This window comes from Streptomyces sp. NPDC007205 (assembly GCF_040634095.1).
Lineage (GTDB): Bacteria > Actinomycetota > Actinomycetes > Streptomycetales > Streptomycetaceae > Streptomyces.
This window is the reverse complement of the sequence record NZ_JBEYEW010000010.1, coordinates 57,336-82,947: the sequence shown is the minus strand read 5'-3', so window position 1 is coordinate 82,947 and position 25,612 is coordinate 57,336. Positions and strand designations below refer to the sequence as shown.

Here is a 25,612-nt window from a genome sequence, read left to right as displayed (position 1 = left end):
GGGAAAGTCGCTTCGGAAAGAGGTCCCGTTGAGCTTCTGGTCGATCTACCAGCACGGCTTCGCGCGTGTCGCCGCGTGCACGGGCCACACCGTCATCGCCGACCCCGCCGCCAACGCGGAGGCGGTGCTGCGCCATGCGCGCCGGTGCGCCGAGGAGGGCGTCGCCGTCACCGTGTTCCCGGAGCTCGGCCTGTCCGGTTACGCCATCGACGACCTGCTGCTGCAGGACGCCATGCTCGACGACGTCGAGGCGGCGCTCGCCCGCATCGTCGCGGAGTCGGCGGACCTGCTGCCGGTCCTGGTCGTCGGCGCCCCATTGCGCCACCGCGACCGGGTCTTCAACTGCGCGGTGATCGTGCACCGCGGCCGGGTCCTGGGCGTCGTACCGAAGTCGTACCCGCCGAACTACCGCGAGTTCTACGAGCGCCGGCAGATCGCCGGGGGCGACGACGAACGAGGCGGAACGATCCGGCTCGGCGGCGCGGAGGTCCCCTTCGGCGTGGACCTGCTCTTCGCCGCGCAGGACGTCCCCGGACTCGTGCTGCACGCGGAGATCTGCGAGGACATGTGGGTGCCGGTGCCGCCGAGCGCGGAGGCGGCGCTCGCCGGGGCGACCGTCCTGGTCAACCTCTCGGGCAGCCCGATCACGGTCGGCCGGGCCGAGGACCGCAAGCTGCTGTGCCGCTCGGCGTCCTCGCGCTGCCTCGCCGCGTACGTCTACGCGGCGGCAGGCCTCGGCGAGTCGACCACCGACCTGTCCTGGGACGGCCAGACCCTGATCTACGAGAACGGGGTGCTGCTGGCCGAGACCGAACGCTTCCCGCTCGGCGAGCAGTACGCGGTGGCCGACGTCGACCTCGACCTGCTCCGGCAGGAGCGGCAGCGGATGGGCACGTTCGGTGAGAACCGCCGCACCCACGCCGCCCGCACCGCCGGCTTCCGCACGGTGTCGTTCGAGCTGAACCCTCCGGTGACCGACCTGGGCCTGCGCCGCCGCCTCGAACGCTTCCCCTTCGTCCCCGCCGACGCCGACCGCCTCGCCCTGGACTGCTACGAGGCGTACAACATCCAGGTCGCGGGCCTCCAGCAGCGCCTGGCGTCGATCGGCGGCCCCAAGGTCGTCATCGGTGTCTCCGGCGGACTGGACTCCACGCACGCGCTGATCGTCGCCGCCCGGGCGATGGACCGCGCCGGCCGCCCGCGCAGCGACATCCTGGCCTTCACCCTGCCCGGCTTCGCCACCAGCGACCACACCAAGGACAACGCCCACCGGCTGATGCGGGCCCTCGGTGTCACCGCGGCCGAGCTGGACATCACCCCGACCGCACGTCTGATGCTCAAGGAGATCGGCCACCCCTTCGCCTCCGGCGAGCCGGTGTACGACGTCACCTTCGAGAACGTCCAGGCGGGCCTGCGCACCGACTACCTGTTCCGCCTCGCCAACCAGCGCGGCGGCATCGTCCTCGGCACCGGTGACCTCTCCGAGCTGGCGCTCGGCTGGTCCACGTACGGCGTCGGCGACCAGATGAGCCACTACAACGTCAACTCCGGCGTGCCGAAGACGCTGATCCAGCACCTGATCCGCTGGGTCATCGGCAGCGAGCAGTTCGACGAGGAGACCGGCAAGATCCTGGCCGCGATCCTGGACACGGAGATCAGCCCCGAGCTCGTCCCCGGCGAGGAGATGCAGTCCACCGAGTCGAAGATCGGGCCGTACGCGCTGCACGACTTCACCCTCTTCCACGTGCTGCGCTACGGCTTCCGTCCCTCCAAGATCGCCTTCCTCGCCTGGCACGCCTGGCACGACCGGGAGGCCGGCGCCTGGCCCCCCGGTTTCCCGGAGGCCGACCGGGGCACCTACCAGCTGCCGGAGATCGTGCGCTGGCTGGAGGTCTTCATCCGCCGCTTCTTCGCGTTCTCCCAGTTCAAGCGCTCCGCGATGCCGAACGGCCCCAAGGTCTCGGCGGGCGGCTCCCTGTCCCCGCGGGGCGACTGGCGGGCCCCGTCGGACGGCAACGCCCACGCCTGGCTGCGGGACCTGGAGCGCTTCGGCCTGCTCGGGGAGGAGGGCAGGCAGTCCTCCTAGGCGAGTCGCGGCGCTCCGGGGTCTTCCGGCGTCGGGAAACGGGTGGCTCGCCAGGCGAGGACGAACAGGGCGACCGAGACCAGCGAACCGAGGGCCAGCCAGGTGACCGGCCCCGTGGCGCCGGCCATGTCCGTGGGGTGGAGGTAGCACAGCGGCAGCAGCCAGGCGGCCGTACCGGCGAGGGCGCCCGCGAACGGCAGGACCGACGGCAGCACCTCGTCGTCGGGCCGCCGGTGCCGCCGCCCGCACAGCCGCAGCAGCACCTGGGCCGCCGGATACCCCGCGGCCAGGGTGAGCGCGGCGGCCATGACGGCCACGCTGCCGCCCGTGATGACGTGGTCGTGCCAGACGTACCGCTTCCCGGCGACCTCCATCACCTGGCGGTGCCAGACGGTCAGTTCCACCCGGTCGCCGGGCTGGAACGCGTGCGCGGCGTCGGCGGAGACCCGGAGCCGGTCGGTCGGTCTGCCGTCGGCGAAGTACAGCCAGCTGGGCTGCTTCGGCCCGCGTGGATCCGTCCGGGAGATCACCGCGGGAAGGGTGGACAGGCAGTCGTACGCCTCGGCGTCGGACGTCCCGACGAGGCAGGGCCCGGCCTTCTCCCAGGCCCGCTCGTACGCCGTGGCGGCCGGTACGAACCACGCGGCCGTACCCGCCGCCACGAGCAGCAGAAGGCAGGCACACAGCCGGGCCACCCAGCCGCTCCCCACGCTCTTGCCGGTGACATAGCGGACCCGGGTCGACTCGGGAGCGCCGTAGCGACGGTGCAACCGGCGTAGCGCGGCCAGCCGTTCGGCGAAGGCCGGTTTGCCGTACGCGGCACTGGACGGCTGGGGCAGCAGCAGTCTGCGCCCGTCGCGCAGCGCCACCATGACCCGCTTGTTCTCCCCGCCCCGGGGCAGGGTCTGCACCCGGACCAGCAGATCCGCGACCTCCTGCCACGGCACGCTGCGGCGGCGCAGCAGCGTCCAGGAGTGCAGCCCGTACGCGTCCGCGCGCGTCCAGCCCGTCACCAGGTACAGCGACCACACGGCGGCCGCCACCAGGCACAGCCCGAGGGTCGCCAGCACGAGCGGCAGCGTGTCCGCAGGGCCGCCCGCACCCGCCGACCCCACCGCGGCGAGCAGTACCCCGCCCGCCCCGAGGGGGACGAGCCACCGCACGGTGCGCTTCCAAGGGGACCGGTAGACAAGGTCGGAGCGGTTCACGCCCGCGATTGTGTCCCTCGGCCACCGGGGTGTTCTTGTGCCGGTTCCGGCAATGAAGGAGGGTCAGGCGTTGCCTGGACCATGCTCACTTGAGGGAGGAGGCGAAGGCGGCCCAGGTGGCGGGGCTGACATGCAGGGTGAGGTCCTGGGAGGGGGTCTGCTTCGAGTCGCGGATGTGGATGGTGTGGGGGCAGGCGGCGACCTCTACGCACTGGCCGCCTTCGTCGCCGCTGTAGCTGGACTTGCGCCAGGCTACGGCCACTTCGAGGCACTGACCCCCGTCGCTGCCGCTGTAGGTCGACTTGAACCACTGAAGCGCTTCGGTGCTCATTGCTCTCCTAGCAGGCGGTCGAGCAGGCCCATCGAGTCTTGGGTGGTCAGGGCCTGTGTCCGCAGCATCGCATACCGACGCGTCAGGAGGGACACCTCTCCCGGGTCGGAGACCCATTGACTGCCGCGCTGCGACTCTGTGTAGGCGAGGTTCTGGTGGTCAGGCGTTTCAAGGAGTGTGAAGGGACCATCCAGCCCCGCGTGGGAGGGGCCGTCGAGCGGCAGCACCTGGAACGAGACGCAAGGGAGTTCGGCCATCTCGCGCAGGAAGCGCAGCTGGTCCTTGTGGACCTCCACAGTGCCGACCTTGACCTTCAGCGCTGGCTCCCAGACCACGAAGCTCAGAGTCGGTGGACTCTTACGGCGCAGGATCTCCTGGCGGTCGAGTCGCAGTCGTAGCGTCTTCTCCAGTTCCTCGTCCTCATACGCCGGAACGCGGTTGCGAAACACGGCGCGTGCGTAGGGTTCGTTCTGGAGAAGACCCGGGATGACGGCGTTGTCGTAGAACGACAGCGCAATGGCCACCTTCTCCTGGTCCATGTACTCCTCAGCCCACAACGGGAACTGATCGACCTCCGGCAGGTTCTCCACCCCAGCTGTCAACGTCCCCTTGGTGCCGAGGTACTCATCACAGATCTCGGCGATGTTGTACTTCAAGAGGCGTCGGCCCTGTTCGATGCTTGCGATCGTCTCCTGGTCGATGTGCAGCACCGCACTCAGGCCCGTCTGGCTCAAGCCCGCCGCCCGCGGGCCGCCGCCAGTTGACGGCCCAGCATCTTCATGGCCGACTGGTTCTTCCTCCGTGTAGACGTCATACGGCTGAACTCCCCACGCTTGCCCGGACAGCACCCCACACGAAGCCGTACAAACAATCCGTACGAGATCACGCACCGAACCAGCCTAGTTACCCTGCGCGACATTCGCCCATGAACGCATAACGCGCTCGTGCACGGTTGGCTCAGGTGTTCCAGGTCTCGTCGTACGGGTCGTGCGGCACCGGGACCGGTTGGGCCGACGTGACCTTCAGGTAGGGGATGGGGCCGCCGTTGACCGGGTCGTGGGTCAGGCCGGGGCTGTAGGTGCCGGTGACCTCCAGCCAGGCGTCCGGCCGCAGGACCGGCGGCAGGGTGCCGGTCAGGGCGATCTTCACCGGCTGAGCGTCCGCCGCGCAGCAGTTGAGGGCCATGCGGACCAGGTACGGCGCGCCCGAGTGGTCCAGGGCGAGGAAGCCGGTGACGCGGACCGCGCGGCCGTGCAGGGAGCGGCCGTGGCCGTAGGCGGCGCGGGAGGCGTAGTCGATCACGGAGAGGGGGGCGGGGTCGGCGGCGGGCAACGTGCCGTAGGCGTACGGCTTTTGCAGCGCCGTCCCCGAGCGCAGGGCGCTGTAGGAGCCGAGGGCGGGCGGGGCGACCAGGATGAGCGCGAGGAGCGGGAGCACCAGCATCCAGGAGATGCGGGGTTCGGGATGCACGTGCTCCCCGGCGGCTGCCGCGGCTCGCTTCCGCTCGTACCAGACCGTCGCCAGCGCGGCGAGGATCAGCACCGCACCGGACGCCAGCAACAGCGGCTGCAGGCCCGCCTTGACGTACCGGAGGTAGAGGCCGGTGCCGCCCGCGTGCAGCAGGGCGGCGCCGAGCAGGAACAGGACGGCGGCCTGGGACTGGCGGTTCACAGCAGCACCACCGAGGTCAGTACGGCGCCCGTGATCGCCAGCGCGAAGGTGGCGGGGGCGAAGCGGAGGGCGAAAGTACGGCCGAACGTGCCGGCCTGCATCGCGAAGAGCTTGAGGTCGATCATCGGGCCGACGACCAGGAACACCAGCTTGGCCGTCGGCGAGAACTGGGTGAGGGAGGCCGCGACGAACGCGTCCGCCTCCGAGCAGATGGAGAGCAGTACGGCGAGGACGGCGAGGGCGAGTACGGAGAAGACCGGGTTTCCGGCCGCGGTGCGCAGCCAGTCCGCCGGGACCGCCGCCTTCAGCGTGGCCGCCGCCATCGCGCCGAGCACCAGGAACCCGCCGGCGTGCATCGTGTCGTGCCGCACCGAGTTCCAGAACGCCTCCCCCTTCGTCGCGCCCTCGTGCGCGCCGTGGGCCGGCGGGCGCAGCCAGTCGGTGCGGCCCAGCCGTTGCCACAGCCAGCCCATCGCGCACGCCACCAGCAGGCTCGCCAGGAAGCGGCCCAGCACCATCTCCGGGTCGCGCGGGAAGGCGACGGCGGTGGCGGTCAGCACGATCGGGTTGATGGCGGGGGCGGAGAGGAGGAAGGCCAGGGCGGCGGCCGGGGTCACGCCCCTGCGCACCAGTGCTCCGGCCACCGGCACCGACGCGCACTCGCAGCCCGGCAGCACGGCACCCGCGATCCCGGCCACGGGGACGGCGAGGGCGGGGCGGCGCGGGAGGGCACGGGCGAAGAACGACGGCGGCACGAACACCGCGATCGCCGCCGACAGCAGCACGCCGAGCACCAGGAAGGGCAGCGCCTGCACGGTCACCGCGACGAACACCGTCATCCAGCTCTGCATCGCCGGGGTGCCGAGGAGCCCGCGGATCGGGGACTGGGCGAGCACCGCCAGCAGCAGCGTCAGCACCAGCACCAGCGGGGAGCTGAGCCGGCGGCCGTCCCGGTCAGGCCGAACGGGGGCCCGCCGGTCGGCTCCGGGCGGGGCGTCTTCGGTGATGGCCACGGGTGGATACCTCCGGCTGTGCTGGCTCCCTCCCCCTCAGTACGCGAGTCGTCGCCCAGGTGTTCACACCCTTGCGGGAACCACCCTTCTCCTTGGGGCACTCTTTCACCTCATGGCGAGCGTTCCGTATCAAGGGGGGCCCAGTGGCCCGCACATGGTGGTGTGCGGGGACGACGGGCTCGCGCACCGGCTGGCAGCCGAGCTGCGCGGGGTCTACGGCGAGCAGGTCACCCTCGTGGTACCGCCGAACGAGCGCACCGCCAGGCCTCCGGTGGTGGGACGGGCCCGGTCCGCGTCGGCCGCCCTGTTCGACCGTGTGGTGAGCGCCGCGGTCGGCCGCGGCGGCACCGGACCCGCGCACACCGCGCCGGCCACGAGCACCGGCGGCGGGGGCAACGGCGGCAACGGCGGTGACATCCCACCGGTGCTGGAGGCCGTCGAGGTCACCGAGACCGTGCTCGCCGAGGCCGGAGTGGAACGGGCCGCCGCGCTCGCCCTCGTCTTCGACGACGACGAGACCAACATCCGGGCCGCGCTGACCGCCCGCCGGCTCAACCCGCGGCTGCGGCTCGTCCTCCGGCTCTACAACCGCCGGCTGGGCCAGCACATCGAGGAACTCCTCGACCAGGCAGCCGCGTTGGCCGCCGGCAACGACGAGGGCGGCTCGGACGCGTCCACCACCGTGCTGTCCGACGCCGACACCGCCGCACCCGCGCTGGCCGCCACCGCCGTCGCCGGCACCAGCAAGGTCGTGCAGACCGAGGGGCTGCTGCTGCGCGCCGTCGAACGGCCGTCGGCCGGATCCGGGCTGTGCACACTCGCCCTGCTCTCCCCGCCGGGCGTGGATCCCGAGGGCGGCGGGGAGCAGGAGCCGCGGCTGCTGCCGGACGACGAGGAGGTACGGCAGGCCGCCGGGCGGGCGGCCGTGGTGCTGGAACAGGTGTCGTCGGCGGGCGGCGGGGAGTCGGCCGCGCCCGGCCGTGGCGGGGTACCGCCGCTCGCCTCGCTCTTCTCCCGGCGGCTGCGGTGGTCGCTGGCGGGCGCGACGGCGTGCGTGGTCGCGCTCGCCGTGGCGCTGTGGGTGGTCACGCCGGGGATCCATCCGCTGCGTGCCTTCTACTACACACTCCTCGACCTGTTCGCCATCGACAACCCGGCCATCGGCGCGCCGCTGGGCCGGCAGATCCTCCAACTCCTTTCGGGGCTCGTCGGGTTGCTGCTGCTTCCGGTGCTGCTGGCCGCCGTGCTGGAGGCGCTGGGCACCTTCCGCACCGCCTCCGCCCTGCGCAAACCGCCGCGCGGCCTCGGCGGGCACGTGGTGCTGCTCGGGCTCGGCAAGATCGGCACCCGGGTGCTGACCCGGCTGCGCGAGCTGAACATCCCCGTCGTGTGCGTCGAGTCCGACCCGGAGGCGCGGGGCCTGGCGACCGCGCGGCGGCTGCGGGTGCCGGTGGTGTTCGGGGACGTCACCCAGGAAGGGGTGCTGGAGTCCGCCAAGATCCACCGGGCGTACGCGCTGCTCGCCGTGACCAGCGCGGACACCACGAACCTGGAGGCCGTGCTGTACGCCCGGTCCGTACGCCCCGACCTGCGCGTGGTGCTGCGGCTGTACGACGACGACTTCGCCACCGCCGTGTACCGCACGCTGCGGGCCGCGTACCCGCAGGCGCTGACCCGCAGCCGGAGCGTCACGCATCTGGCCGCGCCCGCGTTCGCCGGGGCGATGCTCGGGCGGCAGGTGCTCGGCGCCATCGCGGTGGAGCGGAGGGTGCTGCTGTTCGCCGCGGTCGATGTCGCCGGGCACGCCCAGCTGGAGGGGCGCACGGTACGGGACGCTTTCCGGGCCGGGTCCTGGAGGGTGCTGGCACTGGAGGGACGGACGGACACGGCGCCGGACCATGTGCTGGAGAAGGGGGACCGGGTGGTGGTCGCCGCCACCCGCAGAGGCCTGGCGGAGCTCCGCTGAACCTCCCTCAGGAAACGCCCAGGTGCCGTTCCGCGAAGTCCATCTCCAGTCTCACCTGTCTGATCCGCTCGTCCACCACCAGGGAGCCGTGCCCGGCGTCGTAGCGGTACACCTCGTGGGTCGCTCCTCTGGTCTCCAGGCGCTTGACGTAGTTGTCGATCTGGCGGATCGGGCAGCGCGGGTCGTTGACGCCCGCCGAGATGTAGACCGGGGCCTTGACCTCGTCGACGTAGGTCAGCGGGGACGAGGCCTCGAAGCGCTCGGGGACCTCCTCCGGGGTGCCGCCCAGCAGGGTGCGGTCCATGGCCTTCAGGGCCTCCATCTCGTCGTGGTACGCGGTGACGTAGTCCGCGACGGGCACGACCGCGATGCCCAGCGTCCACGCCTCGGGCTGGGTGCCGAGGCCGAGCAGGGTGAGGTAGCCGCCCCAGGAGGCGCCGGTGAGGATCAGGCGGGCGGGGTCGGCGAGGCCTGAGGACACCGCCCAGTCCCGGACCGCGGCGACGTCCTCCAGCTCGATGAGGCCGACCCGGTGCTTGAGGGCGTCGGTCCAGGCGCGGCCGTAACCGGTGGAGCCGCGGTAGTTGATGCGGATCACGGCATAGCCCTGGTCGACCCAGGCGGCCGGGCCCGCGGCGAAGGAGTCGCTGTCGTGCCAGGTCGGGCCGCCGTGCAGGTCGAACACCGTCGGCAGGGGGCCGCTCGCGCCCGCCGGCTTCTGGATCAGCGCGTGGATGCGGCCGCCGGGACCCTCCACCCAGGCGTCCTCCACCGGCACCGACGGCGGGCAGGCCATGCCGGGCGGGTCCAGCACCACACCACCGGAGGTGGACCGCACCGCCGGGGGCTCGGCCGCCGACGACCACAGGTACTCCACGCTGCCGTCCGGGCGGGCCGTCGCGCCGGAGACCGTGCCGGGCGGGGTGGGGATGCGGGTCAGCTCGCGGCTCGCCAGGTCGTAGCGGAACAGTTCGCTGCGGGCCTCGAAGCCGTGGGCGATGAGCAGGGCCGAGCCGTCCGGGTACCACTCGGCGCTGACGTCGCCGGGGAGTTCCAGGGCGAGGTCGGTCTCCTCGCCCGTCGCCACGTCCCACACCAGCGGCTCCCAGCGGCCCCGGCGCTGGTGGCCGATGAGCAGGCGGGTGTCGCCGTCGACCGGTGCGAAGCCCAGGACCTCCAGGCCCAGTTCCTCGGTGCCGCCCCTGGTGTCGTCCAGCTCGGCGACCGGCGTGCCGTCCGGGCGGAGCACGCGCAGCGCCGCGTGCATGGCGTCGCCGTGCTCGGTGTGCTCGACGGCGATCAGGGAGCCGTCGTGCGAGAGGTCGCCGACGCCCGCCGACTCGCGGTGCCGGTAGATCTCCACGGCGTCCTCGCCCTCACGGGCGAGGTGGATCGTCGTGCCGTCCTCGTCCGTGGAGCGGCCGACGACCGCGGTGCGGCCGTCGCGGGCCAGCGCCAGGCCGGCCGGGTAGGAGGGTTCGAGGCCCGGGACGGCGGGCTCGTCCGCCCCTCCCCCGAAGGGCTGACGGCGCCAGATGCCGAACTCGTCGCCGTCCTTGTCGTCGAACCACCAGATCCAGGTGCCGTCCGGGGAGAGCACGCCGTCCGTCGTGCCGTTCGGCCGGAACGTCGCCTGCCGCTGCTCGCCCGTCGCACGGTCCCAGGCGTACAGCTCGTACGTGCCCGTCGCGTTCGACACGAACAGGGAGCGGTCCGGCGCGTCCTCCGCCCAGTCGGGCAGCGACACCCGCGGCGCACGGAAGCGCTTCTCCCAGTCCGGCATGCCGGACGCGTCCCGCGCACCCGGCCCGTTGCTCTCACTCATCGCCCCAGTCATGCGCCCATACTGCCTGGCCGCGCCGACAATTGGGTGGCGGGTGTACCCAGCCTGTGGATAACTTCCCGCCCATGAGCACCCAGGTCGACCATCACTCCGCTCCCGACGGCTGGCGCGAGGACAACCGGGCCATGTGGGACGAGAGGGTCCCCGTGCATGTCTCCGGTGAGTTCTACGACCTCGACGGCTTCCGGGCCCGCCCGGACGTCCTGCGGGACTTCGAGACGGCCGAGGTCGGCGATGTCACCGGCAAGTCGCTCCTGCACCTGCAGTGCCACATCGGGACGGACACCCTCTCCTGGGCGCATCGCGGCGCCGCCCGCGTCGTCGGCCTGGACTTCTCCGCGCCGGCCGTCGAGGCCGCCCGTTCCCTCGCCGCCGACCTCGGCCACGGCCCGGAGCGCGCCGCCTTCGTCACCAGCGACGTGTACGACGCGGCCGACGCCGTACCCGAGGCCTCGTACGACATCGTCTACACCGGGCTCGGCGCGCTGTGCTGGCTGCCCGACATCCGCCGCTGGGCCGAGACGGCCGCCTCGCTCGTCGCCCCCGGCGGCTTCCTGTACCTCGCCGAGTTCCACCCGATCACCGAGGCCCTGGACGACGCGACCGGCTCGCGGCTCGTGCGCGACTACTTCCACCTCGACGCCCAGGTGTGGGACGAGCCCGGCACCTACGCCGACCCGGACGCCGCGACCGTCCACAACCGCAGCGTGGAGTGGCAGCACACCCTCGGCGACGTCGTCTCCGCGGTCGCCGCCACCGGGCTGCGCATCGAGTTCCTGCACGAACACGACGTGTCGCTCTTCCCGCGCTTCGACAACTTCGAGGTCCGCGACGGCTACCACCGCTTCCCGGCGGACCACCCGCGTATCCCGCTGATCTACTCCCTCAAGGCGACCAAGGGCTGACCCGCGGGCGGGAACACGGCGCGGGCGCCGTACCGTGGAGGGCGTGTACCGGTTTTTGCTGACACCCCGCTGGTGGGGCATCAACGTCTTCGTGCTGCTCGCCATCCCGTTCTGCGTCTTCATGGGGTCCTGGCAGCTGAGCCGGTTCGAGGGCCGCGTCCAGGACCACCGGGCCGCGACCGAGCAGGCCGCGTCCGGCCGGCACGAGACCGCGCGTCCGCTGGAGGCGATGCTGCCCGTCGACAAGGCCACCTCGGGCCGCCGGGTCACCGCGAGCGGACACTACGGCAAGCAGCTGCTGGTGCCCGGCCGGCAGCTGGACGGCAAGAACGGCTTCTACGTCCTCACCCTGCTGCGCACCGGCTCCGGCAGGGCCCTGCCGGTGGTGCGGGGCTGGCTGCCGGGCAGGGCGGACGCGGCGAAGGCGCCCGCGCCGCCGAGCGGTGAGGTCACCGTCACCGGTGCGCTGCAGGCGTCCGAGACGCCCGGGGACAACGGGGTCGGCGCGCAGGGCGGGCTGCCGGCGGGTCAGACGGCGGCGATCAGCTCCGCGTCGCTGGTGAACCTGGTGCCGGACCGGCTGTATGACGCCTGGGTCACCCTCGACCGGGCCGACTCCGGGATGAGGGCCGTGCCGGCGACGGCGCCGGACGGTACCGGCCTGGATCTGAAGGCGTTCCAGAACCTCGGCTACACCGGGGAGTGGTTCGTCTTCGCCGGCTTCGTGGTCTTCATGTGGTTCCGGCTGCTGCGGCGGGAGGCGGAGGCCGCACGGGACGCTGCGCTGGGCTTGGTGGCGGAGGAAACGCCGGCGCCCGTCGTGAGCGGCTGACCGGTCCTACGAACCCGCCAGCACCCCGGTGTAGATCACGGTCCCCGCGCACTGCCCGGTCACCGTCGCCGTGGCCGAAGGCGAGCCGCCCTGAGCCGTATGGGTGATCTGCACGCTTCCGTCCGCCGTACCGTTCCCGGTCATCAACTGGGTCGTCGTACCTGCCGAACCCGCCGAGCCCCCGCTGTCGGCCGAACCGCCGGAGGCACTCGCGTCCTGGGTGGGTGACGGATCCGGCGAGGGCTGGCCCGGGTCCGTGCCGCCGGTGGTGCTGTCGCCGCCGGTGGTGGGGCAGGTCTGCGAGGGTACGAAGGCGAACTTCTCCTCGTAGGCCGCGCCCGGCTGCAGGAGCAGCCCGGTGACCTCCAGCGAGGGGTCGGGCAGATCGGTCGCCGCGTCCCCGGCCACATGCCGGGTGACGCTGATCTTGGCCTGGTCGGCCGCGCCCACCGCGGTGGGGGTGACGGTGCCCGCACCGGCGACGGTACAGGCGGCGGCGGAGGTGTTGACGACGCGGAAGGTGCCGTAGACCACGCCCGCGGAGTCGGGTACGTCGGCGGTGCCGGTGGCGGCGCCCAGCTGGGCCGCCGTGCACGGGGGTACGCCGCCCGCGGTGAGGGTGGCGGACGGGTTGGCGCCGCCGGTCGAGCCGGTGGTGGTGCCGCCGGGCTTGCTTGTCTCACCGGGCTTGCCGGGCTCCTTGCCGGGCTGGGCGCTCGCGCTCCCGGCGCCCTTCCGGGGGTCCGTGTCGCCGCCGCCCTTGTCCTTGCTCTGTCCGGTGCCGCCCTGGGCCTGGGAGGACTGGCCGGCCATGGCGGTGTTGTAGTCGGTACCGCTGGAGTGGGAGACGTGGACGAGCGCGGGGATCGCGGTGCCGATGAACAGGGCCGCGGCGGCCATACCGACGGCGGCCTGCCGCTTGCGGGCCCGCCGTGCGGGGACGGCCCGGCGCAGATGGTCCAGCGAGCCGACGCGCGGCTCGATGTCGTCGACGGCGGAGTGCAGCAACCGGCGCAACGCCGGCTCGTCGGTACCGAACCCACCCGATTCCGCCCCGAGCCGGTCCGCTTCGGGCCCGGCGGGACCGTGGCGGCGGCCCTCGGGGCCCTTCTCGTCGGGGCCGTGGTTCACAGTTCCGTTCCCAGCGTGCGATTGCGTGTGCTCTTGCGGTTCCCGCTCCGTCGGTTCGTGCCAGGCGAAGGGCTCGTGACGTTCGTGGGAGTGGCGTTCATCGGAATCGCCCCCTTCGGCTCGCTCGCTCATGCCAGTGCCTCCATGGCCACCCGCAGCGCGGCGATGCCCCGCGACCCGTACGCCTTCACCGAGCCCAGGGAGACCCCGAGGGTCTCGGCGACCTGGGCCTCGGTCATGTCCGCGAAGTAGCGCAGGACCAGGACCTCGCGCTGGCGGCGCTGCAGGCCCTTCATCGCCTTGATGAGGTCGCGGCGCTCCAGCTGGTCGTAGGCGCCCTCCTCCGCGCTCGCCATGTCCGGCATCGGCTTGGAGAGCAGCTTCAGGCCGAGGATGCGGCGGCGCAGGGTCGAGCGGGAGAGGTTGACGACCGTCTGGCGGAGATACGCGAGGGTCTTCTCGGGATCGCGGACGCGCTTGCGGGCCGAGTGCACGCGGATGAAGGCCTCCTGGACGACGTCTTCGCAGGAGGCGGTGTCGTCGAGGAGCAGCGCGGCGAGGCCGAGCAGCGAGCGGTAGTGCGCCCGGTAGGTCTCGGTGAGGTGGTCGACGGTCGTACCGACGGCCTCGGTCGCCGCGGCCTCCTCGGCACCGTCACGCTGACTGGGTATGCGGGCGGGCCGCGCTGCGGGCATGGGCGCGATCACCGGCATGCCGCCGGGCGTGCGGGGCCGGAGCGCCGCACGGGGCGGTCGGAGAGCCGCCGTGCCGCGGACCGCACTGAGTTCGAGTACCTCTGCCACGCCAGTTGGACACGTCTGCCCCCGCCAGGGTTGTACGTGCCGGGCGTCACATGTGCGACAACCGGCCGTGCCTCAAGTGCCGTCATGCGTCCCGCTCTTCCCTTATGTTCGATATGGGCGGGTCCCCGCACCCGACCCGACCACGGCGTCCCCACGCCCGAAGGGTGACCGCAAAGACGCTCCCCGTCCGCCGCAAGGTTGCGGGGACGGGGAGGGAAATCTTCTGTTGCCCTGAGCAATGGTTTCAAGTGGTTCGGACCATGCTTCTGGCCACACTTCTTACGCAGATCCTACAAACCGTGTCTTGACGAGCCTAGGCCCGGTCGACCCACTCGGCCGCGACCAGCTCCGCGATCTGCGCGGTGTTCAGCGCGGCTCCCTTGCGGAGGTTGTCGCCGCACACGAAGAGTTCGAGCGCGGTCGGGTCGTCCAGGGCCCGCCGCAGCCGGCCCACCCAGGTCGGGTCGGTGCCCACCACGTCGGCGGGGGTGGGGAACTCGCCGGCGGCCGGGTCGTCGCACAGCACCACACCGGGCGCGGTCGCGAGGATCTCCCGGGCCCGGTCGACCGTCACCTCGGCCTGGAAGCGGGCGTGCACGGTCAGCGAGTGGGTGGTGATCACCGGGACGCGTACGCAGGTCACGGCGACCGGCAGCTTCGGCAGCCCGAGGATCTTGCGGGCCTCGTCGCGGACCTTCATCTCCTCCGACGACCAGCCGTCCTCCCGCAGCGACCCGGCCCAGGGGACGACGTTCAGCGCGACCGGATCCGGGAAGGGCCCGGTGTCCTCGCCGACGGCCCGCCGTACGTCGCCGGGCTTGGTGCCCAGCTCGGTCCCGGCCACCAGGGACAGCTGGGCCCGTAGCGTGTCCACACCGGCCCGTCCGGCCCCGCTCACCGCCTGGTACGACGACACCACCAGCTCGCGCAGCCCGAACTCGGCGTGCAGCGCGCCCAGGGCGACGATCATCGTCAGGGTCGTGCAGTTGGGGTTGGCGACGATCCCGCGCGGCCGGGTCCGCACGGCGTGCGGATTGACCTCGGGTACGACGAGCGGCACCTCGGGGTCCAGCCGGAAGGCGGCGGAGTTGTCCACGACGACCGCACCGCGTGCGGCGGCGATCGGCGCCCACTCGGCGGCGATCTCGTCGGGGACGTCGAACATCGCGACGTCGACCCCGTCGAAGGCCTCTTCGCTCAGGGCCGTCACCTCGACCTCCTCGCCACGCACGGCCAGCTTGCGGCCGGCCGAGCGCGGGGAGGCGAGCAGACGGATCTCGCCCCAGATGTCCGCGCGCTGGGACAGGATCTGGAGCATGACCGCGCCGACGGCTCCGGTCGCTCCCACGACCGCGAGCGTCGGCTTCCCGGTGGGCGCCATCAGCGCCCCGTGCCTCCGTAGACGACGGCCTCGTCGGTGTCGGAGTCCAGCCCGAAGGCGGTGTGCACGGCGCGGACGGCCTCCGGCACGTCGTCCTTGCGGGTGACGACCGAGATACGGATCTCGGAGGTCGAGATCAGCTCGATGTTCACGCCCGCGTCGCTCAGCGCCTCGAAGAAGGAGGCGGTGACGCCCGGGTTGGTCTTCATGCCCGCGCCGACCAGCGAGATCTTGCCGATCTGGTCGTCGTAGCGCAGCGAGTCGAAACCGATCCCCGACCGGCTCTTCTCCAGCGCGTCGATCGCCTTGCGGCCCTCGGTCTTCGGCAGCGTGAAGGAGATGTCCGTCAGGCCGGTGGAGGCGGCGGACACGTTCTGCACGACCATGTCGATGTTGATCTCGGCATCGGCGATGGCCCGGAAGATCGCGGCCGCCTCACCCGGCTTGTCCGGCACGCCGACGACCGTGATCTTGGCCTCGGAGGTGTCGTGCGCGACACCGGAGATGATGGCCTGCTCCACCTTCTTGTCCCCAATCGGCTCACTGCTGACCCAGGTGCCCTGCAGTCCGCTGAAGGACGACCGCACATGGATCGGGATGTTGTAGCGGCGGGCGTACTCCACACAGCGGTGGAGCAGCACCTTGGAACCGGAGGCCGCGAGCTCCAGCATGTCCTCGAAGGAGATCCAGTCGATCTTCTTCGCCTTCTTCACCACGCGCGGGTCGGCGGTGAACACGCCGTCGACGTCGGTGTAGATCTCGCAGACCTCGGCGTCGAGCGCGGCGGCGAGCGCCACGGCCGTCGTGTCGGAACCGCCACGGCCCAGCGTGGTGATGTCCTTCTTGTCCTGGCTGACGCCCTGGAAACCGGCGACGATCGCGATGTTGCCCTTGTCCAGCGAGTCGCGGATACGGCCCGGCGTGACGTCGATGATCCGTGCTTTGTTGTGGACCGAGTCGGTGATGACGCCTGCCTGGCTGCCGGTGAAGGACTGGGCCTCGTGGCCCAGGTTTTTGATCGCCATGGCCAGCAGGGCCATGGAGATCCGCTCTCCGGCGGTCAGCAGCATGTCGAATTCCCGCCCGGCAGGCATCGGAGAAACCTGCTCGGCGAGATCGATCAGCTCGTCCGTCGTGTCGCCCATCGCGGAAACGACGACGACAACCTGGTTGCCGTTCTTCTTCGCTTCCACGATCCGCTTGGCGACGCGCTTGATGCCTTCGGCATCGGCTACGGAGGATCCTCCGTACTTCTGCACGACAAGGCCCACGTGCGCTCCTCGCTCGGTTCGTTTGTGTCGGCTCAGTCTAACGAGCGCCCGAATCCCACCACCCTGCTCCCGCATGGTGAGACGTCGGCCGCCGTGTTCCGGAAGGGCTCTTGCCCACCGCACCCGGGCCCACGCAGAAAGTGCCCCGGGTCACAGCGAGCACCGCCGCGTGCAGTGGCAGCCTGAGTCGTGCCGGGCACCTGCATCGGATCCCGTTCGAGGTAGCCCGCATCAACTCACCTACAGGATGGGTTGGTTGGGAGGTTTCACCCAGCCCAAAACCCAAGAGAAGGGCTCGGAGCCCGAGGCTCAAGCCTCGGGCTGAAGTGCGGTGATCGCGGTCACTTCCCCGGCTGGATCCCCAGCGGAGCGCCGATCTCCTCGGCCATGACCCGTCCCGCCTCGAACTCCAGGGTCTCGTCGCCGACGGCGGCCTGGTCGGTGTCGAGACCGTCCAGTTCCTCCAGGGGCTGGTTGAGGCGGACGTGGATCAGGACGGACTGGAGCGCGCGCAGGACGGCGGAAGCCGTGGGGCCCCAGTTGGAGAAGTAGGAGAACTGCCACCACCACAGGGCCTCCGAGGTGCGGCCCGCACGGTAGTGGGCCATGCCGTGGCGGAGGTCGGTGATGACGTCGGCGAGGTCGTCGGAGATACGGGCCGGGACCGGCGCCTTGCGGGGCTCGTACGGGTCGAAGACCTCGGAGTAGATGTCGACCGGCTCCAGGAGACGGGCGAGGTTCTCGCGGAGTTCGTCGACGTCGGCGTCCGGGCCCGGGTCGGGCTCGTAGCGCTCGTCGGGGACGATGTCCTCGTGGGCGCCCAGCCGGCCGCCGGCCAGCAGGAGCTGGGAAACCTCCAGGAGGAGGAAGGGGACGGTCGAGCCGGGCTCGTCGCCCTTCGCCACCTCCGTGACGGCCACCAGGAAGCTCTCGACCTGGTCCGCGATCTGGACCACGAAATCGTCCGGGTTCTGCGTCGAGTCGTGCAGTGTGGCGTCAGACATCTAGGAGTCGTCTCCCCTCGAAGGCGCGGCCGAGGGTGACCTCGTCCGCGTATTCCAGGTCGCCACCCACCGGGAGGCCGCTGGCCAGGCGGGTGACCTTCAGGCCCATGGGTTTGATCATGCGGGCGAGGTAGGTGGCCGTGGCCTCGCCCTCCAGATTCGGATCCGTCGCCAGGATCAGCTCCGTGACCGTCCCGTCGGCCAACCGCGCGAGAAGTTCCCGGATACGCAGATCGTCGGGACCCACGCCCTCGATCGGGCTGATGGCGCCGCCCAGGACGTGGTACCGGCCGCGGAACTCCCTGGTCCGCTCGATGGCCACGACGTCCTTCGGCTCCTCCACCACGCAGATGACCGACGGGTCGCGGCGCGCGTCACGGCAGATACCGCACAGCTCCTCCTGCGCCACATTGCCGCAGGCCGCGCAGAAGCGGACCTTCGCCTTGACCTCCAGGAGCGCCTGCGCGAGCCGCTTCACGTCCGTCGGCTCGGCCTGCAGGATGTGGAAGGCGATCCGCTGCGCGCTCTTGGGACCGACGCCGGGCAGCCGCCCCAGCTCGTCGATGAGGTCCTGGACCACGCCTTCGTACACCGGACTGCCCTTCCTTAAGACCTTTCGGTACGTACCGTAGTTGGCCCGGGCTCAGAACGGCAGACCGGGGATGCCCGTTCCGCCGCCGAGCCCCTGGGCGAGCGGGCCGAGCTTCTGCTGCTGCAGGGTCTGCGCGTTCTCGTTGGCCGCCTGTACGGCCGCCACGATCAGGTCGGCGAGGGTATCGGTGTCCTCGGGGTCGACCGCCTTCGGGTCGATCTTCAGCGCGCGCAGCTCGCCGGAGCCGGTCACGGTGGCCTTCACCAGACCGCCGCCCGCCTGCCCGTCGACCTCCGTGTTCGCCAGTTCCTCCTGCGCCCGCTGCAGATCCTGCTGCATCTTCTGGGCCTGCTGGAGCAACTGCTGCATGTTGGGCTGGCCACCACCGGGGATCACGATCAGCTCCTCTACGTTCTTCTCCTTGGGCACGAGCCTACGTGGTCCACGTCCCCATCGCCCCGCCACTCTTTCGAGTGAGAACAACGGCAGCCCTATACCTGACCAAGGCCCTCTTCCGAGCGGAAAAGCCGGGAAAGCTCCCTCTTCGCCACCCATTGGGCGGTAGGAAAGGTCCCGCGCGTCGGCATGGAATCGGCATGGTATGTCACGCAACGTGACCGGTCGTGATCAGTGATCAGTAGGGAGTGCCGGGTGGGTCAGCCGGAGATGCAGCCCGAGGGTCCGCCACAGGACGGGCGGGGCGAGGGTGCGGCCGGGCTGCGGCCGGGCGATCTGAGCGGGCGGGCCTTTCCGCTCGGGAACTGGGGGGAGCCCGCCGAACGGCTCGACGAGCTGTACCGGTGGGTGGAGCGCGGGGCCCTGGAGACGGCGTCCTGGTATCTGCGGGACCGGGTGTGGAAGCGGCGCGCCGCCCGGGTGCTGCGGTCGGGCGCGGCGGCGGGCGCGGTGACCGGTGCCGGTCTGCCGCTGCTGGATCTGGCGGGAGCGGCCGACGGGGTGGCGCCCTGGGGCTGTGTGGCGCTGCTGCTCGCGGTCGCCTGCGTCGGCGTCGACCGGTACTTCGGTGTGACGTCCGGCTGGATGCGGGACGTGGCCACCGCGCAGGCGGTGCAGCGGCGTCTGCAGGCGCTGCAGTTCGACTGGGCCTCCGAGAGCATCCGCGAGGTGCTGGGCCCGGCGGAGGGCACGGCCGGGGAGGCCGCCGAGCGGTGCCTGGGGGTGCTGCGGCGGTTCACCGAGGACGTCACGGAGCTGGTGCGCACGGAGACGACCGACTGGATGGTGGAGTTCCGCACGGGTGCCGCACCGCTGGGCATCCAGACGGCGGTGGCGTACGTCCCGCGCCAGGAGGCGGGGAGCCCCAACGGCCGCTTCCCCTTGCCGCCGGCCAACGGCTCCCGCCCGAACATGCCGAGGCAACGGCCCCCGGAGCCGCGCTGATCACTGCTTGGTGTACGTCAGGCTCTCCCCGCCGTCCGCCTTCGCCCGCTTCAGGCTGCCGTCCGGCAGCAGGGTGACCTCGGTGGGCTCGCCCGGGGTGCAGGAGGAGGCGGGTTCGCCGCTGGTGACGGTGGACGGCCCGATCTCCAAGGGCCCGTTGCCGCTGGGCTGCTGGGTCAGCGTGGCCTCGAAGACGCAGTGGTACATCCCTCCGCCTTCCGTCGGCCCGTCCGCCACCAGCGTCAGCACACTGTCGCCCACCTTGCCCTGCCGGATGGTCAGCCGGCGGGTGTTGGTCCCGTTGGCGTTGTCGATCGTCGTGCCCCAGGTGCCCAGGTAGGCGTCCGGGACCGCCCCGTCCGAGGGGGCGGACGCGGAGGCGGGGACGGACGGCGTCGACTCGCCCGGTCTGGGCGCCCCGGAGCCCGTGGCGGGCGCGGGACCGGCTGCGGCGCCCCCCTTGTCGTGCCCACCGCCGTTCATCAGCGCGTACACCGAGCCGCCCGCGGCCAGCGCCACCACCAGCGCGATCACGACGAGCAGCGCCGTCGACCGCCCACTGCGCCGCTCCGGCTCCCGCACGCCGCCGGCTGCCGACGGTCCGTACGGCGGTGTGGACCCGGGCCCGCCGCCGTACGGGGGGTACGACTGCGGCGGGTACCCGTAGGCGCCGCCCGACTGGGGATACGACGGCGGATACGGCTGCGCGGCCGGCTGAGGATGCTGCTGCGCATACCCGTACCCGGCCCCGGGAGGCGCCGGGGCCACCGGAGGCACCGGTGGCGGAGCCTGCCCCGAGGCGACGGTGGGCATCTGATGCACACCGGCACCGGTCCCCGCCCCCGCATCGGAAACGGCAGCATGCTCAGGCGACGCCCCGCCGGTACCGCTTGCCGGAACAGCGCCCGACGACGCCCCCGCCGCCGAAGACACCCCCTCCGGATCCTCGACCTCCAGCAACTGCACGGCGTGCCGCCCGAGTTGGGCGACCAGCGCGCCCGGCAGCCAGGGGTCCCGGGACCGTCCGCCGGTCACGGTGTCCTCCGCCCCCGTCCGCTCCAACAGTGCGTCCAGCGACGGCCGGGCCCCCGGATCCTTGCGCAGGCATTCCCGCACCAGGTCGGCGATCCCCTCCGGCACCCCCGCCAGATCCGGCTCCTCCTGAGCGATCCGGAACATCAGGGCGTGCACCCCGGTGTTGGCGGTGCCGAACGGCATCGCCCCGGTCGCCGCGTACGCGAGCACGGACCCGAGGCAGAAGACGTCGCACGCCGGGGTGATGCGGTCCCCCCGCACCTGCTCGGGCGCCATGAACCCGGGCGACCCGACCAGCGACCCGGTCCGCGTCAGCTCCTCCCCGCCCAGCGAGGCCGTCTCCAGCGCCCGCGCGATCCCGAAGTCGATGACACGCGGCCCGTCGATCGTCACCAGCACGTTCGACGGCTTCAGATCCCGGTGCACGATGCCCGCCGCGTGGATGTCCTTCAACGCGCGCGCCAGCCCGGCCGCCAGGATCCGTACGGACCGCTCCGGCAGCGCCCCGTGCTCCCGCCCGACGACCTGCTGCAGACTCGGCCCGGCGACATACCCGGTGGCCACCCACGGCACCGCCGCCTCGGTGTCGGCGTCCAGCACGGGCGCGGTCCAGTGCCCGCCGACCCGCTGCGCGGCCTGCACCTCCTGCCGGAACCGTGCCCGGAACTCCTCCTGCGCGGCGAGTTCCTCGCGGACCAGTTTCACGGCGACGGTACGCCCCCGGTCCGACCGGGCCAGATACACCTGCCCCATGCCGCCCGCGCCCAGCCGCGCCAGCAGCCGGTAGCCGCCGATGCGCTGCGGATCCCCCGCCGCCAGCTTCTCCATACGTCGCGCCGCCCTCCCCCAGACACCCCGGTCCGCACCACGCATCCATGTGCGGGTGCGGCGGACGGACCGAGAATAATCCGGCCCCCGGGGGAGTCGCGCGCCGCGCTGTCTACGGTTCCGGCGGGGACGCCCCCGGTGGAGCGGAGCCGACGGCGGGGGACGGCTTGCCCAGCTCGTCCAGGACGGCCGACAGTCGTTGCAGCAGCCGTACCGCCTCGGCGAGTTCGGCCTCCCCCATCGCCTGCGCCAGCCGGTCGGCGTAGGCCGCGTGCCCGGGGCCGATCCGGGCCACGGCCGCCCGCCCCTGCTCGGTCGGCGCGAGAAGTCTGGCGCGCCGGTGCGCCGGGTTCGGGCGGTATGCGGCCAGCCCCCGTTCGACCAGCAGATCGGCGATGCGCTGCACGCTCTGCCGCGTGATGCCCATGACCCGCGCGATGCCCGCCACGGGCAGCGGCTCCCCCAGCACCGCCCCGAGCACCTGCCACCAGGCGGCGGTGAGGCCGGCCGGCCGGGCCAGTTCCTCGGCGACGGCGAGGAACTGGCCGTTGAGGCGGAAGACACCGAGGGCGCTGCGGCTGAGCAGGTCCTGCTGTTCCCGGCTCACCGGGCGCGGGCCTGCTGCAGAACGGCGTACGCCTGCGCGTCGGAGTCGTGGTAGAGCCGGTACCAGGCGTCCAGCACCTCGCCCTCGTAGACCCCGAGGAGCCGGAGGATCTCGCGGGCGAAGGCGACGGGTTCGGTGGGTCCCGCGGTGATCAGGCCGCCGTCGGTCACGGCGTCCGTCTCGACGTACCGCCCGGCGCCCGCGTAACCGGTCGCGGCCAGGTGGAAGGGGGCCGCGCCGGTGTGGGCGCGGTCGTCGAGCAGGCCCTCGCGGGCGAGGCCGGCGGTGGCGCCGCAGATCGCGGCGACGGGCACACCCGCGCCGAGGAAGGCGCGGGCCGCGCGGGCGAAGGGTGCGAGGCCGTCGCCCGCGTCCCAGAGGTCGGCGCCCGGCAGGATCAGCAGGGAGCTGTCCTCGGGCCGCAGGTCGGCGAGGGCGAGGTCGGGCTGGATGCGCAGGCCGCCGATGCTCGTCACCGGCTCGGTGGTGGGCCCGACGGTCAGGACCCGGAGGCCGGCCCGCGCCAGGCAGGCGGTCGCATACCCGGTCTCCCAGTCGGCGAGGCTGTCGTAGACGGCGAGGTGTACCGTGGCGTCGCTCATGACAGCATGCTGTCCATTCGACAGGATCCTGTCAATCCTGGCCGTTCCCGGCGTCGACAACCTGTCGCGGATTCCGCCCGTCCACAGAACAAGACGCCGATATCCCTTCCGCATCGCGGACATTTACGCTCGCGGGCATGACCCCTCAGCCCAACCCCGACGCCGGCGCCGCAGTGAAGGCCGCGGACCGCGCCCACGTCTTCCACTCCTGGTCCGCGCAGGACCTCATCGACCCGCTCGCCGTCGCCGGCGCCGAGGGGTCGTACTTCTGGGACTACGACGGCAAGCGGTATCTGGACTTCACCAGCGGGCTCGTCTACACGAACATCGGCTACCAGCACCCCAAGGTCGTCGCGGCCGTCCAGGAGCAGGCGGCGAAGCTGACGACCTTCGCGCCCGCCTTCGCGATCGAGGCGCGCTCGGAGGCGGCCCGGCTGATCGCCGAGCGGACCCCCGGCGACCTGGACAAGATCTTCTTCACCAACGGCGGTGCCGACGCCGTCGAGCACGCGGTGCGCATGGCCCGGCTGCACACGGGCCGCCCGAAGGTGCTCTCGGCCTACCGCTCGTACCACGGCGGCACCCAGCAGGCGATCAACCTCACCGGCGACCCGCGCCGCTGGGCCTCGGACGGCGCCGCGGCCGGTGTCGTCCACTTCTGGACGCCGTTCCTCTACCGCTCCCGCTTCTACGCCGAGAACGAGGAGCAGGAGACCGCGCGCGCCCTGGAGCACCTGGAGACCACGATCGCCTTCGAGGGGCCGGGCACGGTCGCGGCGATCATCCTGGAGACCGTCCCGGGCACGGCCGGGATCATGGTCCCGCCGCCGGGCTATCTGGCCGGCGTCCGCGAGATCTGCGACAGGTACGGCATCGTCTTCATCCTGGACGAGGTCATGGCCGGCTTCGGGCGCACCGGTGAGTGGTTCGCCGCCGACCTCTTCGGGGTCGTCCCGGACCTGATGACCTTCGCCAAGGGTGTGAACTCGGGCTATGTGCCGCTCGGCGGTGTCGCGATCTCGCAGGAGATCGCGGAGACCTTCGGCAAGCGGCCGTACCCCGGTGGCCTCACCTACTCCGGGCACCCGCTGGCCTGCGCCGCCGCCGTCGCCACGATCAACGTGATGGCGGAGGAGGGCGTGGTCGAGAACGCCCGGCGGCTCGGCGAGAGCGTCGTCGGCCCGGCCCTGGCCGAACTGGCCGAGCGGCACCCGAGCGTCGGCGAGGTGCGCGGCGTCGGCATGTTCTGGGCGCTGGACCTCGTGAGGAACCGCGAGACCCGCGAGCCGCTGGTGCCGTACAACGCGGCCGGCGAGGCCAACGCCCCCATGGCCGCGTTCGCGGCCGAGGCGAAGAAGCGCGGGGTGTGGCCCTTCGTGAACATGAACCGGACCCATGTGGTCCCGCCGTGCAATGTCACCGAGGCCGAGCTGAAGGAGGGCTTCGCCGCCCTGGACGCCGCGCTGAGCGTGGCCGACGAACACACTCGGTAGCCGCACCGCACCTGCCGCCGGGCCGATTCGAACGCGTATGGTGGCGTGCTCGTAAGACATGGATACCCGCGTAGATCGCACACGTGGATCGCACACGTGGAACGCACATGTGGAACGCACATGTGGATCGCGGGTACGGACGAGTACGTCACCCGACGTGTGAGGAGAGGCCCCGCCCATGCCCGGCACCGGCGCCGTGACGCGCAGCACCCTGCGCCAGCAGATCGCGGACGCGCTCCGTGACGAGGTGCTGGCGGGGCGGCTGCGACCCGGCCGGGCGTTCACGGTCAAGGAGATAGCCGAGCAGTACGGCGTCTCCGCCACCCCCGTCCGCGAGGCGCTGGTCGACCTGTCCGCCCAGGGCATCCTGGAGGCCGACCAGCACCGCGGCTTCCGTGTGCCGGAGTACTCCGTCACCGACTACCGGAACATGATCGAGGCCCGCAGCCTGGTCACCGACGGCATGTTCCAGGCCCTCGCCACCGGGCACCCCGCCTTCCGCACCCCGCCGGAGGACCCCCGTACGACGGCCGCGCTGACCACCGTGCGCCGCCGCGGCGAGGAGGCCCAGCGGGCGGCGACGGCCGGCGACCTGACCATCCTCGTCGGCTACGACCTCCGCTTCTGGCGCGAGCTGAGCGCCCTGTTCGGCAATCCCTACCTCGGCGACTTCCTCAACCGCCTGCGCGTCCAGTCCTGGGTGTGCGCCGTACAGCACCTGCTGCGCCTGCCCGACCTGCGCGGCCGTCTCTGGGCCGGGCACACCGACCTGGTCGACGCGCTGGCCCGCCGCGAGGCCGAGACCGCCCGCTCGATCGTCGCCGCCGCCAACGCCCATTCGCTGGCGCTGATGGAACACCTGACCAACGGGTAAGTGACCGGTAGCCTTCCCTGACCACCTTCTGTGTGTGAGGAGCTCTCTTTGGCCTGTGACCTGTGGCTGGTGCCGCTCGTGGACGTGTTGTGCCACACCCCCGACAACCCGTTCGCCGAGGAACTCGCGCAGTACAACAAGGCACTGGCCGAGGCCGCGCTGCCGCCGGTGCCGGTGTACCAGTACATGCCGGGCCTGTCCGGCGAGGTCGCCCCGGTGGCCGGCTTCGACTACGACGCCCTCCACTTCCTGCGCCGCGCCTACCTGCTCCAGGTCTGCGGCCTGCCGGTGACCCCGGTGGACGACCTGGGCGGCGACTACGAGCAGCTGCTGGAGATGTTCGAGTCCACGGCCCAGCAGTCCCACCTGGTCTGGCACTACGACCACGCGGGCGCGTACGTCCCGGTCGACTTCCCCCAGCCGCTGTCCAACGACGAACTGCTGGCCGGCGGCGGTCCATTGGGCTCCTCGCAGACACTGCTGCGCGAGCTGGAGTACGTCGCCCCCACGCTCGGCATCGACCCGGCCAACCCCCCGGCGGCCCCGGCGCCCCCCATGGCCCCCACCGAGCTGGAGGAGCCGGCCGTCCCGGCGCCCTACGACCCCAGCCCCTTCGCCCGCGAACGCCATGTGTGGCTGGGCCTGCACGCGGCGGCGACGCGCTCCCTGGCGCAGGGGTCGATGATCGTGTTCAGCTGAGCGCGTGTGATGTCACCCACTTGGTCTTGCCGTGGG

At 72.0% G+C, this 25,612-nt stretch carries 24 protein-coding genes; 8 read left to right on the top strand and 16 right to left on the bottom strand.

What is annotated here, in order from left to right; all coding sequences use genetic code 11:
• Positions 1 to 28: 28 nt before the first annotated feature.
• A complete protein-coding gene (locus ABZ624_RS18895) occupies positions 29 to 2,086 on the top strand; it encodes an NAD(+) synthase (protein ID WP_360089648.1) in 2,058 nt (685 codons plus the stop codon).
• Here ABZ624_RS18895 and ABZ624_RS18890 read toward each other — a convergent pair.
• From ABZ624_RS18890 to ABZ624_RS18870, 5 genes are all read right to left on the bottom strand, one after another.
• Positions 2,083 to 3,294, bottom strand: a complete 1,212-nt coding sequence (locus tag ABZ624_RS18890) for a PH domain-containing protein (RefSeq protein ID WP_360089645.1) — start codon at positions 3,292 to 3,294, stop codon at positions 2,083 to 2,085. The two genes, ABZ624_RS18895 and ABZ624_RS18890, sit on opposite strands and share 4 nt — an antisense overlap.
• Before the next feature lie 85 nt (positions 3,295 to 3,379).
• Entirely contained in the window at positions 3,380 to 3,625 is a 246-nt protein-coding gene (locus tag ABZ624_RS18885) for a DUF397 domain-containing protein (protein ID WP_360089642.1), read from the bottom strand.
• Positions 3,622 to 4,515, bottom strand: coding sequence for a helix-turn-helix transcriptional regulator (locus ABZ624_RS18880; RefSeq protein ID WP_360089639.1), 894 nt, complete (start codon positions 4,513 to 4,515; stop codon positions 3,622 to 3,624). Before ABZ624_RS18880 ends, ABZ624_RS18885 begins: the two co-directional genes overlap by 4 nt.
• Positions 4,516 to 4,582: 67 nt before the next feature.
• The gene (locus ABZ624_RS18875; protein WP_360089636.1) at positions 4,583 to 5,296 is read right to left on the bottom strand and encodes a TIGR03943 family protein; all 714 of its coding nucleotides are present in this window, start codon (positions 5,294 to 5,296) and stop codon (positions 4,583 to 4,585) included.
• On the bottom strand, positions 5,293 to 6,309 hold the full coding sequence (locus ABZ624_RS18870) for a permease (RefSeq protein ID WP_360089633.1): 1,017 nt from the start codon (positions 6,307 to 6,309) through the stop codon (positions 5,293 to 5,295). Before ABZ624_RS18870 ends, ABZ624_RS18875 begins: the two co-directional genes overlap by 4 nt.
• A 154-nt stretch (positions 6,310 to 6,463) precedes the next feature.
• Here ABZ624_RS18870 and ABZ624_RS18865 point away from each other — a divergent pair, with 154 nt between their 5' ends.
• Positions 6,464 to 8,275: an NAD-binding protein gene (locus ABZ624_RS18865; protein ID WP_360090033.1), complete on the top strand. Its 1,812-nt coding sequence runs from the start codon at positions 6,464 to 6,466 to the stop codon at positions 8,273 to 8,275.
• A gap of 7 nt (positions 8,276 to 8,282) precedes the next feature.
• Here ABZ624_RS18865 and ABZ624_RS18860 read toward each other — a convergent pair whose 3' ends face one another.
• A complete protein-coding gene (locus ABZ624_RS18860) occupies positions 8,283 to 10,100 on the bottom strand; it encodes a prolyl oligopeptidase family serine peptidase (RefSeq protein ID WP_360089630.1) in 1,818 nt (605 codons plus the stop codon).
• Positions 10,101 to 10,183: 83 nt separating this feature from the next.
• Between ABZ624_RS18860 and ABZ624_RS18855 the strand changes: the two genes are divergently transcribed.
• Both ABZ624_RS18855 and ABZ624_RS18850 read left to right on the top strand, forming a co-directional pair.
• Positions 10,184 to 11,023, top strand: coding sequence for a methyltransferase (locus ABZ624_RS18855; protein WP_360089627.1), 840 nt, complete (start codon positions 10,184 to 10,186; stop codon positions 11,021 to 11,023).
• Between the two features lie 43 nt (positions 11,024 to 11,066).
• A complete protein-coding gene (locus ABZ624_RS18850) occupies positions 11,067 to 11,855 on the top strand; it encodes an SURF1 family protein (protein WP_360089624.1) in 789 nt (262 codons plus the stop codon).
• A 6-nt stretch (positions 11,856 to 11,861) separates the two neighbouring features.
• On the opposite strand, the gene ABZ624_RS18845 is transcribed toward ABZ624_RS18850, so the two are convergent.
• The 7 genes from ABZ624_RS18845 to ABZ624_RS18815 all read right to left on the bottom strand — a co-directional run bounded on the left by ABZ624_RS18845 (position 11,862) and on the right by ABZ624_RS18815 (position 18,433).
• On the bottom strand, positions 11,862 to 12,986 hold the full coding sequence (locus ABZ624_RS18845) for a hypothetical protein (RefSeq protein WP_360089621.1): 1,125 nt from the start codon (positions 12,984 to 12,986) through the stop codon (positions 11,862 to 11,864).
• Positions 12,987 to 13,114: 128 nt separating this feature from the next.
• Positions 13,115 to 13,789 (bottom strand): SigE family RNA polymerase sigma factor, encoded by a 675-nt coding sequence (locus ABZ624_RS18840; RefSeq protein ID WP_360089618.1) that lies wholly within the window; start codon positions 13,787 to 13,789, stop codon positions 13,115 to 13,117.
• Between the two features lie 313 nt (positions 13,790 to 14,102).
• Positions 14,103 to 15,170 (bottom strand): aspartate-semialdehyde dehydrogenase, encoded by a 1,068-nt coding sequence (locus ABZ624_RS18835; RefSeq protein ID WP_360089615.1) that lies wholly within the window; start codon positions 15,168 to 15,170, stop codon positions 14,103 to 14,105.
• Positions 15,170 to 16,441 (bottom strand): aspartate kinase, encoded by a 1,272-nt coding sequence (locus ABZ624_RS18830; RefSeq protein ID WP_351243754.1) that lies wholly within the window; start codon positions 16,439 to 16,441, stop codon positions 15,170 to 15,172. Before ABZ624_RS18830 ends, ABZ624_RS18835 begins: the two co-directional genes overlap by 1 nt.
• Positions 16,442 to 16,782: 341 nt before the next feature.
• Positions 16,783 to 17,445, bottom strand: a complete 663-nt coding sequence (locus tag ABZ624_RS18825) for a DUF5063 domain-containing protein (protein ID WP_360089612.1) — start codon at positions 17,443 to 17,445, stop codon at positions 16,783 to 16,785.
• Entirely contained in the window at positions 17,438 to 18,037 is a 600-nt protein-coding gene (gene recR, locus ABZ624_RS18820; protein ID WP_360089609.1) for a recombination mediator RecR, read from the bottom strand. The genes ABZ624_RS18825 and recR overlap by 8 nt, the downstream gene beginning before the upstream one ends.
• 51 nt (positions 18,038 to 18,088) lie before the next feature.
• On the bottom strand, positions 18,089 to 18,433 hold the full coding sequence (locus ABZ624_RS18815) for a YbaB/EbfC family nucleoid-associated protein (protein ID WP_360090030.1): 345 nt from the start codon (positions 18,431 to 18,433) through the stop codon (positions 18,089 to 18,091).
• A gap of 255 nt (positions 18,434 to 18,688) precedes the next feature.
• Between ABZ624_RS18815 and ABZ624_RS18810 the strand changes: the two genes are divergently transcribed.
• Positions 18,689 to 19,438: an SLATT domain-containing protein gene (locus ABZ624_RS18810; protein WP_360089606.1), complete on the top strand. Its 750-nt coding sequence runs from the start codon at positions 18,689 to 18,691 to the stop codon at positions 19,436 to 19,438.
• On the opposite strand, the gene ABZ624_RS18805 is transcribed toward ABZ624_RS18810, so the two are convergent.
• The 3 genes from ABZ624_RS18805 to ABZ624_RS18795 all read right to left on the bottom strand — a co-directional run bounded on the left by ABZ624_RS18805 (position 19,439) and on the right by ABZ624_RS18795 (position 22,510).
• Positions 19,439 to 21,301 (bottom strand): serine/threonine-protein kinase, encoded by a 1,863-nt coding sequence (locus tag ABZ624_RS18805; protein WP_360089603.1) that lies wholly within the window; start codon positions 21,299 to 21,301, stop codon positions 19,439 to 19,441.
• Between the two features lie 112 nt (positions 21,302 to 21,413).
• Positions 21,414 to 21,908, bottom strand: coding sequence for a MarR family transcriptional regulator (locus ABZ624_RS18800; RefSeq protein WP_360089600.1), 495 nt, complete (start codon positions 21,906 to 21,908; stop codon positions 21,414 to 21,416).
• A complete protein-coding gene (locus ABZ624_RS18795) occupies positions 21,905 to 22,510 on the bottom strand; it encodes a DJ-1/PfpI family protein (protein ID WP_360089597.1) in 606 nt (201 codons plus the stop codon). The genes ABZ624_RS18800 and ABZ624_RS18795 overlap by 4 nt, the downstream gene beginning before the upstream one ends.
• A 137-nt stretch (positions 22,511 to 22,647) precedes the next feature.
• Here ABZ624_RS18795 and ABZ624_RS18790 point away from each other — a divergent pair, with 137 nt between their 5' ends.
• The 3 genes from ABZ624_RS18790 (at position 22,648) to ABZ624_RS18780 (ending at position 25,576) form a co-directional block, all read left to right on the top strand.
• Positions 22,648 to 24,003 carry an aspartate aminotransferase family protein gene (locus ABZ624_RS18790; protein WP_360089594.1) on the top strand — a complete coding sequence of 452 codons (1,356 nt, stop codon included), beginning with the start codon at positions 22,648 to 22,650 and terminating at the stop codon, positions 24,001 to 24,003.
• A 178-nt stretch (positions 24,004 to 24,181) separates the two neighbouring features.
• Positions 24,182 to 24,877, top strand: a complete 696-nt coding sequence (locus tag ABZ624_RS18785) for a GntR family transcriptional regulator (RefSeq protein ID WP_360089591.1) — start codon at positions 24,182 to 24,184, stop codon at positions 24,875 to 24,877.
• 48 nt (positions 24,878 to 24,925) lie between these two features.
• On the top strand, positions 24,926 to 25,576 hold the full coding sequence (locus ABZ624_RS18780; RefSeq protein WP_360089588.1) for a hypothetical protein: 651 nt from the start codon (positions 24,926 to 24,928) through the stop codon (positions 25,574 to 25,576).
• Positions 25,577 to 25,612: the final 36 nt, after the last annotated feature.